Annotated in this window: 9 protein-coding genes; all 9 read left to right on the top strand. The window is 54.4% G+C overall.

Translation table 11 applies throughout. The features are described from left to right. Nucleotides 1-66: 66 nt before the first annotated feature. The 9 genes from ACFSKT_RS06325 to ACFSKT_RS06285 all read left to right on the top strand — a co-directional run bounded on the left by ACFSKT_RS06325 (nucleotide 67) and on the right by ACFSKT_RS06285 (nucleotide 11,849). On the top strand, nucleotides 67-489 hold the full coding sequence (locus ACFSKT_RS06325) for a VOC family protein (RefSeq protein WP_377716648.1): 423 nt from the start codon (nucleotides 67-69) through the stop codon (nucleotides 487-489). Nucleotides 490-518: 29 nt separating this feature from the next. Next, complete coding sequence (locus ACFSKT_RS06320; RefSeq protein ID WP_377716646.1) at nucleotides 519-1,106, top strand: thioredoxin family protein; 588 nt, start codon at nucleotides 519-521, stop codon at nucleotides 1,104-1,106. A gap of 335 nt (nucleotides 1,107-1,441) precedes the next feature. Further along, a complete protein-coding gene (locus tag ACFSKT_RS06315) occupies nucleotides 1,442-3,001 on the top strand; it encodes an IS1182 family transposase (protein WP_377776309.1) in 1,560 nt (519 codons plus the stop codon). Between the two features lie 226 nt (nucleotides 3,002-3,227). Beyond that, complete coding sequence (locus tag ACFSKT_RS06310; RefSeq protein ID WP_377718146.1) at nucleotides 3,228-4,793, top strand: response regulator; 1,566 nt, start codon at nucleotides 3,228-3,230, stop codon at nucleotides 4,791-4,793. After that, nucleotides 4,793-6,568, top strand: a complete 1,776-nt coding sequence (locus ACFSKT_RS06305) for a sensor histidine kinase (RefSeq protein WP_377718145.1) — start codon at nucleotides 4,793-4,795, stop codon at nucleotides 6,566-6,568. Before ACFSKT_RS06310 ends, ACFSKT_RS06305 begins: the two co-directional genes overlap by 1 nt. A 109-nt stretch (nucleotides 6,569-6,677) precedes the next feature. Then, nucleotides 6,678-8,105, top strand: coding sequence for an ABC transporter substrate-binding protein (locus ACFSKT_RS06300; RefSeq protein ID WP_377718144.1), 1,428 nt, complete (start codon nucleotides 6,678-6,680; stop codon nucleotides 8,103-8,105). Between the two features lie 87 nt (nucleotides 8,106-8,192). Beyond that, nucleotides 8,193-9,140, top strand: coding sequence for a carbohydrate ABC transporter permease (locus tag ACFSKT_RS06295; RefSeq protein WP_377718143.1), 948 nt, complete (start codon nucleotides 8,193-8,195; stop codon nucleotides 9,138-9,140). Further along, the gene (locus ACFSKT_RS06290; protein WP_377718142.1) at nucleotides 9,137-9,967 is read left to right on the top strand and encodes a carbohydrate ABC transporter permease; all 831 of its coding nucleotides are present in this window, start codon (nucleotides 9,137-9,139) and stop codon (nucleotides 9,965-9,967) included. The genes ACFSKT_RS06295 and ACFSKT_RS06290 overlap by 4 nt, the downstream gene beginning before the upstream one ends. Before the next feature lie 37 nt (nucleotides 9,968-10,004). Next, a complete protein-coding gene (locus ACFSKT_RS06285) occupies nucleotides 10,005-11,849 on the top strand; it encodes a glycoside hydrolase family 127 protein (protein ID WP_377718141.1) in 1,845 nt (614 codons plus the stop codon). Nucleotides 11,850-12,119 lie beyond the last annotated feature (270 nt).

Raw genomic sequence — 12,119 nt, 5'->3', positions numbered from 1 at the left:
AACGGTTGAAGATGAGGTATACGGGTAGAGATAGGCAGTAGGTATACTAAAGGAGGGAATAGCAACGTGGGTACGAATAACAAAATCGGCGGCGGCGGTTTTCATCATGTCGCGCTGAGGGCGAACGATTTTGAAGCGACGGTCAAATTTTATACCGAGGGCTTGGGTTTTGAACTGCGCCAGGCATGGGGCGAAGGCGACAAGCGCATCGTGCTGCTGGATACCGGAGACGGCAACTATTTGGAGGTATTCGCGGGCGGCTCCGGCGAGCCGAAGCCGGAAGGGTACTACTTCCACGTTGCGTTCCGCACCGATAACGTGGACGCCGCCGTCGAAGCGGCTGTTGCCGCAGGCGCTGTCGTGACGGTAGCGCCGAAGGATGCCGTGCTGGGGAATACGCCGCCGACGCCGGTGCGCATTGCTTTTGTTCAAGGGCTGAGCGGCGAGATTATCGAGTTTTTCCAGAGCACGGGGGAGCATCAGCTGTAACACATCCATTTGATGAGAGGGGAATGGCAATGGGAGACACCTTTACGTTATCGATTGGAGATACAGCGCCGGATTTTACTCTGCCGGCCACAGACGGGAACCATTACGGGCTGAGCGACTTTCGCGATGCGAAGACGCTGGTCGTCTTTTTCACTTGCAATCATTGTCCTTATGTCGTCGGATCTAACGAAGTTACGCGCGAAACCGCAAATCGCTATATCGACAAAGGCGTGCGGTTCGTCGGCATTAACGCGAACAGCGTGAACACGAAGCCGGAAGATTCCTTTAATCATATGGTCGCACACATGGCGGAGCATGCTTTCCCATGGGTATATCTGCACGATGAATCACAAGAAGTCGCGCTCGCGTACGGCGCGCTGAGAACGCCGCATTTTTACGTATTCGACGAAGAGCGCAAGCTGGTGTACACCGGACGCGGCGTCGATCAACCGCGCGATGTTAGCAAAATGACCGTCAACGATCTCGACAATGCGCTCGCTGCGCTTACGTCAGGTCAAGAGATGACTGTCAAGGTGACCAATCCGATCGGTTGCAATGTCAAATGGGATGGCAAGGATGCGCACTGGATGCCGGCCGAGGCCTGCGACCTGGTCTAGCGAAGGATAACGTCTAATCATGTTCAAAACGAAGGGGGTGTCCCAAAAGTCATCAAAAGATGACCTTGGGATACCCCCGTTTTTTAAAAACAATGTCTGGGTTACCGCACCCACTGCGCGGTCACATGTTCTTCCGATCGCTGTTGTTCCCGGATTCCCTGAATGTAATGGGCGAAGGTAGGAATCCGCTCACAAAGGCGAACGCTGACGCTTCTCCAGAATCATGCGACCTGCTCCGTTTTGGCTAACCATTCATTAAAGTTTCAAAACAAAAGAAGCCTGTCCTTGTTAGAATGGAAGTACCACCAACCATCTAACCAAAGGAGAGGCTTCTTTTGTACAAAGAATATACCATGGACCAACTGTCCTTGCCAATGGACTTGCAAGAAGATATCCCTCAAAACCATCTCGTTCGCATCGTCAATGATGCGGTCGACCGCTTAAATATGAACCTCTTCACCAAGGCCTATCCCGGCGGCGGTCGGGACAGCTACCACCCCAAAATGCTGACGAAGATCATCATCTACGCTTACACGCAGCGGATTTACTCCTCACGCCAAATTGCCAAAGCCGTTCGGGAGAACATCATGTTCATGTGGCTGGCTGCGCGGCAGCGCCCAGACTTCCGCACCATTAATCGCTTTCGTTCCGAGCGCATGAAAGACGTATTGGAATCCATTTTCACCGCCGTTCTTCAGTTTCTCATCGAAGCGAAGTACGTCAAACTCGAGCATTACTTCGTAGACGGGACCAAGATTGAAGCCAATGCGAACCGCTACACCTTCGTCTGGGGTAAGGCGGTCATTAAACACAAAATGAAACTGCAGGAGAAAGTACAGACCTTGTTCGCGACCATCGAAGAAGCGGAGAAGCAGGAAGATCAAGTCCTCCGCGGTCTGGATCTAAGTGAGCTTGGTGAAGCAGCAGACATGACGAGCGAAAAGCTGGAACATGCGGTGCAGCAGCTCGAACAACGACTCGAAGCGAAACCAAAGGACAAGCCGCTCAAGAAAACAGTTCGCATCCTTCGTAAAGACCTGCTGCCGCGACTCCAAAAGTACGAATCCCAGCAAACCATCTTGGGGAGCCGCAACAGTTTCAGCAAAACAGATCCAGACGCCACCTTCATGCGCATGAAAGAAGACCATATGCGAAATGGTCAGCTCAAACCCGGCTACAATGTACAGATCGGAACCGAGAACCAATTCATCCTAGGGTACAGCGTTCACCAGCGTCCAACGGACACCAGATGCCTGAAGCCGCATCTGGAGAAAGTGAAACACGCATTAGGTGTACTACCTGGCACGATCATCGCGGACGCCGGCTATGGCGGAGAAGAGAACTACGCGTACCTGGAGCAAGAAAACGTGGAAGCCATTGTGAAGTACGCAACGTACCATCGCGAGAACACCAAGGCTTGGCAGCAAGACGTGAGCAAACTAGATAACTGGACGTACACCGCTGAAGAGGACAGCTGGGTATGTGTGGCGGGACAAACGCTTACCTTCCGCAGAGAAAGCAAAGAACGTACGGAAAGCGGCTATGAACTTCGTCACCGTCATTACCGTAGTGCCAGCTGCGAAGGATGTCCGCTAAAAGTAAACTGCACAAAGGCAGCTGGTGACCGCGAGATTAAAGTGAGCCTGGATCATCTTCGCTACAAGCAACAGGCACGTGAGCGCTTGAAGAGCGAAGAAGGCTACGCACTCTCGGTTCGACGAATGCATGAACCCGAGAGCGTATTTGGACAGATGAAGAACAACCGGGGATTCCGAAGATTCCTGCTTCGGGGCTTGCCAAAAGTGAGCCTGGAGGTCGGGTGGCTTTCGCTCGCCCATAATTTGCTGAAGAAAGCCGCAATGGACCGAAAATGGCAAATGGCGTCACAGGGATAAGACCCTGTAACGCCATTTTTTGTGCATATGGAGGCCATTCGCGAGTTAGGAGTCACTTACTTCAACCCTTTTGAGACGGCCTCTTTTGCGCGATGCCTCGCCGCACTCGGTGAAGAAGGGGCTTCCAGTCCCTAGGTAGAATATACAAGGGATTCATGCCGGGTATGATGCGGCCTATTTCCTAGCTTGCGGCCACTGGCCATAAATCGTTGTGAGGGGGATTCGTATGAAAGTGCTGCTCGTGGATGATGAAGCCCGCCATTTGAGAGGCATGACGAGGTTGATGAGGGCCATCCGGCCCGACTATGAGGTATTCATCTCGAAGAACGGCATGGAGGCATTGGACCTTGTCATCGCGGAACGCCCTCAAATCGTCATTTCCGATATTCGCATGCCGATGATGGACGGGCTGGCTTTCATGGCCAAGCTCGCCGACATGAAAATCCGGCCCAAGGTGATCTTTCTGACGGCTTACAATCTATTCGAATATGCGCAATCCGCGCTGCGCAACGGTGCTTTCGATTACTTGCTCAAGCCGGTAGATCTGGAAGCGGTCGAAGGCGTGCTAAGGCGAATCGAGGAGGAGCTGGAGAGGGAAGCCGTCCAGAGCAAGGGATGGAAAGATGCCGGCCTGCAGCATATGCTTCGGGGGCAACCGGCTTATCCGGGTGAGCCCATGGAGGAGGGGCCTTCTTTTATTCGCAAGCCGGGGCTTGTGATCGTCTCGCGGATCGAAGACTTAATGGGCCAGCACCCGACAAACCCTGAAGCATTCCTCCATGATCTGGAGGAGGCCTTGTCCAGGATCGGGGAGTCTCATGTTTACCTGGAGAACTCGGATCAAGGACAAGAAGCGAAGGTTGTATCCATCCTATGCGTGGACGCTGCCGATGTCGACCGCAATGCGATACGATCGCTGCTCGCGCAAATAGCGAAACGGTCCACCTACAGAGAGGCCAAGCTCGTACATGGGATCGGGCCGCATTGCGGCAGCCTTCAGGCGGAAGGGCGGCATTCCTATCGCTCGGCCGGTCTTGCCATGTTGAACACGTTCTATGGGAAGTGGGAAGGGATTGTCTTCGCAGACGAACGAATCGAGTCCGACAGGAACGGGATTGACTGGGATGTCGAAGCGATTGTCGGAGATCTATTCGAAGCGGCGCGGGACCAACGCACCGAGCACGGATTGACGCTGATCCGGCAGTGGTTCGATCGGCTGTCGGGAGAAGGCTGGACGGATCCGGTCATCATCAAGGAACAGGCTTCGCTGCTCGTCATGAAGCTCAAGAGCCGCTGTTATCTCTTCGTGAAAAAGGAAACGGCAGAGCGCATGACGGAAGCGGCGGCAAGCGATATTCCGCATAGCGACTCGTATTTTGCCGTCCTCGCATTAGTGGAGGCTCGGTATCTGGAGCTGGGTCAGTCCCTGCAGAGTCTGAAGCGCGGACGAGGCGAATTCATTGCGGAATCCTGCGTGCAGCTCATCCGCGAGCGCTTCATGGAGGACTTGATGCTGGAGACGATCGCCGAGCAATTCTACTTTAATCCCTCTTATTTTAGCTCGATGTTCAAGAGCCATACCGGGAAGACGTTCTCCGAGTTTCTGACCGACACGCGGATGAAGCACGCGAAAGCGTTGTTGGCCGATACGGACGCTCCGCTGAAAATTTATGATGTCGCCGAGCGATGCGGATACCGCGACACCAAGTATTTCTCTCGCGTGTTCAAAAGCCATGTAGGCGTATCGCCGGAAGCTTATCGCAACGGCCTTCTGGGCAGCGGGAGGGCCTAATGCTGCGTACCCGTCTGCTCGTCAGCTATCTGCTGCTGATTCTCCTTCCCTTGCTGCTGCTCGGGACGTTGTTTTACCGCATGAGTCTGGGCATCGTGACGGATCAAGCCCAAGATAACTTCTATCAGATCGTGAAGAAGAACAACGAGATCATGGACGTCAAGCTAAGACAAATCGATCGGATCAGCTCGAACTTGTTCACGGATAAAGAATTGTTCGGGATTTTCAATCATTTGAACCCCGCGCGGCATGAGCAGCTCCTCGAGGCCGACCGCAAAATCAGCGCCATTCTCGCCCAGCGCTTCGCGCAGACCGAGGACTTATTCGCGTATCAAATCTGGACGTCCTACTTTAAGTTCGGTCCGCAGAATATGCCGCAAGGGGATCTCGCGGAGAGTCCCATCTACAAGGAGGCGAAGCTGGCAGGCGGACGGCTGGTGTGGAATCCCACGTATGATTTCCCGAAGATGTTTAACCAGCCCTGGCTCGACAAGGCAACCGATTATGACTACCGCTATTTGTTCACGGCCACCAGGCTTCTGAACTTCTCTTATCTCGATAACAGTACCATGGCCAATCTGGATCCGGGCGTCGAACGGCCGGTTCTGGCCATCAGCATGAAGGCCGACCTATTCCATCACCTTTTCGAAGATAGTATTCCGGCCGAAGCCGAATACTTCGTTGCGAGCGCCGATGGCACATACGTCGCGCATTCCGAGCAACGACTCATTGCGGAACACATCCAAGACCGGTGGGTGTACGATGTGCTGGAGAAGGGGAGCGGGACCCAGCGCATCACGCTGGACGGCCATAACATGCTCGTTTGTTTCGACAAGTCGGACGTAACCGGGTGGGTGTCCGTCGTCACGATCCCGGAACGCGTGCTCGTGGAGAAATTGGTGCCGGTTATCTTAACCTCGACCATTACCATTGCGGCCATTCTCGCGCTAGCCGCAGCGACGCTTGCTTATTTCGTCATTAGCCGAATTACGGGTCCGATCAAGCATTTGATGGTAGCCATGCGTTTTGTCGGCGAAGGCGATTTTCACGCCAAGGTCGAAGCTAAGTCCAACGATGAGATCGGGATCCTGATCCAAAAGTTCAATACGATGAACGACCGGATTCGCGTGCTGGTCAATGAGAACTACGACATCAAACTGCGGGAGCAGCAAGCCGAGATCCAGGCCTTGAACTTCCAAATGAACCCGCATTTCCTGTATAACACGCTCAATGTCATGAATTGGGTGGCACTGGAGAACGATCAGCGAGAGTTAAGCAAGATGCTCTTATGTTTGTCCAATATGCTGCACTATACGACGCGCAAGGATTGGGACGCGGTTTATTTAAGCGAAGAGATCGAATGGATGAGCAACTACTTCTACCTGATGGACATCCGCTTCGAGAACAAGTTCGCGGTTCACTACGACATGGATCCCGCTCTGCACGACCATAAGGTGCCGAGGCTTCTCTTTCAGCCTTTCGTCGAAAATGCCATCATTCACGGCTTCGAGCTCACGGAGAGCGGGGGCATCATTACGATCTCCGGCAGGATCGAAGGCGACGCCCGCTCGTTCACGGTCACGGATAACGGATGCGGGATGAGCGATGAGACGACCGCGCGAATTTTATCCGGCGCAACGCCAACCGTCGGCATTGCCAATACGATCGCGCGCATCCGTCATCGTTACGGAGACGACGGCGAAGTAAGCATTCGATCTTCGATCGGCAGCGGGACGAGCGTGACGATCAAACTGCCATTGGATACCCAAGATTAGTCCACCAAATCTAAGATAACTGAGTTTTGTAACCGCTTTATATTTGTTATATTGATCCCATCATAGACTGCAGCTATGAACCAAAGGGCGAATGAAAGGGGAACGGGACGTGAATCGTGCAAGGAAGCGATTGACCTCACTATCCATTGGTCTGGCCGTGTTAGCATCCGGCCTATCCGCATGTACGACAGACAATACCGACACCACCTCAACCGATAACCAGAACGCTGTAGAAGCCGGCCAAACGGCGGGTGACGCCGGTTCTAAAGAACCGATTACGCTTCGGTTGACCAACTGGGGCAGTCCGAAAGAAATCGAAACCTATCAGAAGGCGATCGACCGATTCGAAGAGACCCATCCGGGCGTCACGGTCAAGTATGAATCCATTCCGACGGACTATGATACGAAGCTGACCACCATGGTTGCCGGCAACCAAGAGCCGGACGTCGCCATGCTGGAATCGGCTACGATCGCCTTCCCGCTGGCCGAACAGGGCAAGCTCGTGAACCTGCAGACCATGCTCGATAGCGATACCGCGTTTCATGCCGATCAATTGCTGCCGAATACGTCGTATTTCACCGAACCCGGTAATATCATCGGTCTGGCCTCGAACATCGAGACGTTCTCCCTCTACTATAACGTCGATCTGTTCAAGGAAGCCGGACTCGAACCGCCGCCTGCCCATGCGGAGGAGGCGTGGACCTGGGATCAATTCGTGGAGACGGCCAAAAAGTTGACGATCGACCAATCCGGCAAAAATGCCACGGAGCCCGGCTTCGACCCGAGCAAAATCAGACAATTCGGAGTCAGCGGCGCCAACGGCTGGTGGGGATCCTGGTCGAATTTCATTTACAGCAACGGCGGCGATTTCGTATCGGCGGACGGAAAGACGTTCGCGCTGAACCAACCCGAAGCCGTAGAAGCGCTGCAGAAAGTCGCCGACTTGATCAATGTCCATCATGTGGCGCCGTCGCCGGTGCAGTCCAAGAACGTACCGGGTACGAACGTGGCGCTGCAGACCCGCAAGGTCGCGATGGTCATCGACGGACAATGGGCGAATTTCGACCTGAGCAGCACCGACGTGAATTACGACGTCGCGCCGCTTCCCGTCCTGAAGAAGCCGGTGACGACCGTGGTCAACGGCATGTTCTCCATCTTCAAATCGACGAAGCATCCGCAAGAGTCCTGGGAGCTGGTCAAGGCGCTGCTCGATCCGGAGGGCACGTTGGAGCTCCACCACAAAGGGCTTTGGATGCCCGCGCTGAAGAACTGGTATGAGGACGAGACGCTCATCGCCAAATGGACGGCCGATTCGAAGGGACGCCGGCCAGGGTACCGAGACGCCGTCATCAATATGGCGCTGTCTCACGGTCATCAGACCCCGACAGGCTATGTAAAGAACTTTAATAAGATCATGGATATCGTCAATCCCGCGCTCGACAAGGTATGGCTCGGTCAACAGACGGCCGAAGCGGCCATGAACGGCATCGCGGCCAAAGCCCAAGCTCAGGTGCGAGGTCGACGCGATATTCAATAACCTGGCAGCACGGATTAGACCTGTACGGGAGCGGGCAGCCATTCGCGGCCCGTTCCTCCGTCCAGACGCCTATATAGGGAGGGCCCCATGAATGCCAATCTGAAGACGATCCCGCAAGCCCCGCTGCGTGCCGGATTGCGGTCCAAGGAACGTAAAGCGCTGCTATATGGCATCCTGTTCACGCTGCCTGCTACGCTCGGCTTTCTGCTATTTACCGCCGGCCCGATGCTGGCGAGCCTGTATTACAGCTTGACGGATTATAATGTGTTCCAGTCCGCGACGCATTTTATCGGCTTCGATCATTACGCCAAGCTGCTGTCGGGTCAAGACGAGCTATTCAATAAGTCATTGGGGGTCACCTTCTATTTCGTCGTCCTCAAGGTACCCGTGACCATTGTCGTTTCCTTTGCCATCGCGCTGCTGTTGAATCAAAACATAAAAGGGCGGGCGCTGTTCCGTACATTTGTCTACTTGCCCAGCATCGTCCCGGCCGTGGCGACGTCCATCATCTGGATGTGGCTGCTGAATCCAGATTTGGGGCTAGTCAATACGATGCTCCAATGGCTGCATCTGCCGACTAGTTCATGGCTGTTCGCCGAGCATTCCGTCATTCCTTCGATCGTGCTGACCACGATGTGGGGAATCGGCGGCACCGTCGTCATCTTCCTAGCCGGTCTAAGCGGGATCCCGCACCAGTATTACGAGGCCATCGAAGTCGATGGCGGGGGAAGCTGGCATAAGCTCATCCATATCACGCTGCCGATGGTAAGCCCGACCTTGTTCTTTAATACGGTCATGACGATCATCGGCGCTTTTCAAGTGTTTAACGAAGCCTATATTCTAACGCAGGGCGGGCCGAACAACGCGAGCCTCTTCTATATCTTCTATTTGTGGCGCACCGCTTTCCGCGATACGAATATGGGGTACGCCTCGGCGCTGGCGTGGATTTTATTCGTCATTATCCTGCTCTTCACCCTGCTTGTCTTCCGAACTGCCAAATCCTGGGTTTATTATGAAGGCGAGGGGCGTACATGAAAACGTCGGCCTATAAGAAGTCGGTCGTCTATGTGCTGCTTGCGATCCTGTCCGCTTTATTTCTGCTCCCCCTCGTGTGGATGGTCCGCAGCTCGCTCATGAGTCTATCGCAAATTTTCGTCATGCCGCCGGTTTGGATACCCGATCCGATCAAATGGGATAATTTCTCGGAAGCGCTCACGATTCTTCCGTTTAATACGTTTTTTCTGAACACCCTCATCATCGTCGTCCTCGTCCTGATCGGAACCGTAACGAGCAGCACCATTGCGGCTTTTGGATTTTCGCGCATCCAGTGGAGGGGACGCAATGTCGTATTCGGCATTTTGCTTACCGCGATGATGCTGCCGGGCGCCGTGACCCTGATCCCCACGTTTTTGGGTTGGAAAACATTGGGGTTCTACGATACCTTTGTTCCGTTGATCGTACCGGCCTTTTTCGGCGGGGGCATCTTCAATATCTTCTTGCTGCGCCAGTTCTACATGACCATTCCCCGCGACCTGGATGAGGCGGCGCTCGTCGACGGGGCCGGATATTGGAGAATCTATTACCACGTGGTGCTGCCGCTGAGCCGATCCGCCATCATCGTCATTTCCTTGTTTACGTTCTTAGGCGCGTGGAATGATTTTTTCGGACCGCTCATCTACTTGAAATCGACCGAGAAATTCACGCTGGCGCTCGGCTTGCAGATGTTCCAGGGGTCCTATACGTCGCAATGGGATCTGCTGATGGCGGCATCGGCGGCAGTGGTGCTTCCTTGCGTCGTGGTGTTTCTGCTTGGCCAGCGATACTTCCTGGAGGGTATTTCGTTGACAGGCTTGAAAGGTTAAGTTTCGAGCGGTAGTGATAAGGTGGAGGCTGACGATCATGGAGAAGAATCAAATCCATCGCGTAGTGAATTGGACGCCTGTTCCCTTTAACAAGGTGAACATACAGGACGATTTCTGGCTGCCCAGGCTGACGACCTTGAAGCAGGCGACGCTTCCGGCATGCCTGGCGCAGTGCGAGAAGACCGGCCGGATATCGAATTTTGCGCGGGCAGGCGGCTTAGAGCCCGGACCGCATCAAGGCATGTACTATGATGATTCCGACGTGTATAAAGTACTCGAAGGCGCCGCTTATACGTTGATGCTGGAGCGAGATCCCGTACTCGAGAAGGAGGTCGACCGGATCATCGGACTGATTGCCGCCGCGCAGGAGACGGACGGTTATCTGTCGACCTCTTACACCTTAACCTCGCCGGAATTAAAGTGGACCGATATGGAAAAGCACGAAATGTATAACGGCGGACATCTCATCGAGGCGGCGGTCGCTTATTATGAAGCGACCGGCAAGCGGGAGCTGCTGGGCGTCGCCTGCAAGCTGGCGGACCATTACCTCTCGACATTTGGACCCGGCAAGCGTCACTGGGTAGAGGGACACCAGGAGATCGAGCTTGCGTTGGTCAAGCTTTATCACATTACGGGCGAAGCGAAATACTTGTCCTTTGCGCATTGGTTATTGGAGGAGCGGGGGCATGGACATGGCTCCGGCGCCATATGGGAGAAAGAAGACTGGGGGCCGGCTTATTGCCAGGATGACGTCCCGGTTAAGGACATCGAGAAGGTAACTGGACATGCCGTACGTGCCATGTACCTCTATGCGGGCATGGCCGACGTAGCGCGCGCCGCCGGCGAAGAGGCCTATCTCGATGCGCTGCTCCGCGTGTGGGCGCATACCGTGGAACGTAATATGTATGTGACTGGAGGGATAGGGCCCTCGCAGCATAATGAAGGATTCACGGTTGACTACGACCTCCCCAATCACACCGCTTATTGCGAGACTTGCGCGTCGATCGGCATGGCGCTTTGGAATCACCGGATGAACCTGCTCTTCGGCGATGCCAAATATGCCGACATTGTCGAGCTAGAGTTGTACAATGGCGCATTGGCCGGCCTATCCTTGACCGGCGATAAGTTCTTCTATGTGAATCCGCTCGCTTCCGAAGGGAACCATCATCGGGTGGAATGGTTCCACACCTCATGCTGCCCGACGAATCTAGCCCGCTTCCTGCCCTCCGTCGGCGGTTATCAGTATGCGGCTGCCGATCAGGGGATTGTATGTAATCAATACATCGCGGGCCACGCCGAACTTCAGCTGTCTGACGGATTCGCGGTTCGAATCGAGTCGGCTACCGAATACCCGTGGGAGGGGAACATCCGCTTGAAGCTCCGTCCGGAACGAGCACGGACCTTCCCGCTGCTGCTTCGTATTCCGGGCTGGTGCCGCGGATTTCAGGTGTTCCTGAACAGGGATCGTATCCCTCCGGACGCTTATCGGCTGGAAAAGGGATACCTGGTGCTAGAGCGGAATTGGAATGAAGGCGATACCGTGGAGCTTCGACTGGATGAACCCGTTCAATTGGTTCGGGCCCGAGCGGAGGTGGAAGCCAACCGCGGACGATTCGCCATTCGGCGGGGGCCCCTCCTGTACTGCTTGGAGCAAGCGGATAACCCGCTTCTTCGGGTTGACGATTATGCGATTCCTGCCGACATAACCTTCACCTTTGTGTCCGGAAGCGACATCCTTGAAGGCACAACTATGCTGCTGGCTCATGATCGGCAGGGGAACACGTTCCGGTGGATTCCCTACTATGCGTGGGATAATCGAAGTCCGGGATTCATGCAGGTGTGGGTGAAGGAATTCGATACTCGCGCGCTTTATCAGGAATAAGGCCTGATCACCCTAATCGCAATAGGGCCAACGAAGGTCGGCCACACGATCGCTGCTGATTTCAAAAAATGCCCATAAGGCTGTATCGGGTTGTAAGGTCGCAACCTGCTGCGGCCTTTTTCGATTTTGTTTCGTCCGTTCGATTTCGGGTGCGAAAAAAGTCACCCCAACTGCTATTCCGAGTGAGAAAAATCACATCCTACGCCATTCCTATTCATTAAACTAGGAACATCACCATCATTCATGGCCATCATCAAAATGCGAGGAGAT

Origin of the sequence: Paenibacillus xanthanilyticus, from assembly GCF_042682185.1 — a bacterium.
In the GTDB taxonomy this organism is placed as follows: domain Bacteria; phylum Bacillota; class Bacilli; order Paenibacillales; family Paenibacillaceae; genus Paenibacillus_Z; species Paenibacillus_Z xanthanilyticus.
This window is presented reverse-complemented; position numbering and strand designations above follow the sequence as displayed.

What these genes read in the sequence shown, in the direction of transcription:
- ACFSKT_RS06320 (WP_377716646.1), top strand. Translation starts at nt 519, where the DNA reads ATGGGAGACACCTTTACGTTATCGATTGGAGATACAGCGCCGGATTTT.
- ACFSKT_RS06285 (WP_377718141.1), top strand. Translation starts at nt 10,005, where the DNA reads ATGGAGAAGAATCAAATCCATCGCGTAGTGAATTGGACGCCTGTTCCC.
- ACFSKT_RS06305 (WP_377718145.1), top strand. Translation starts at nt 4,793, where the DNA reads ATGCTGCGTACCCGTCTGCTCGTCAGCTATCTGCTGCTGATTCTCCTT.
- ACFSKT_RS06310 (WP_377718146.1), top strand. Translation starts at nt 3,228, where the DNA reads ATGAAAGTGCTGCTCGTGGATGATGAAGCCCGCCATTTGAGAGGCATG.
- ACFSKT_RS06290 (WP_377718142.1), top strand. Translation starts at nt 9,137, where the DNA reads ATGAAAACGTCGGCCTATAAGAAGTCGGTCGTCTATGTGCTGCTTGCG.
- ACFSKT_RS06295 (WP_377718143.1), top strand. Translation starts at nt 8,193, where the DNA reads ATGAATGCCAATCTGAAGACGATCCCGCAAGCCCCGCTGCGTGCCGGA.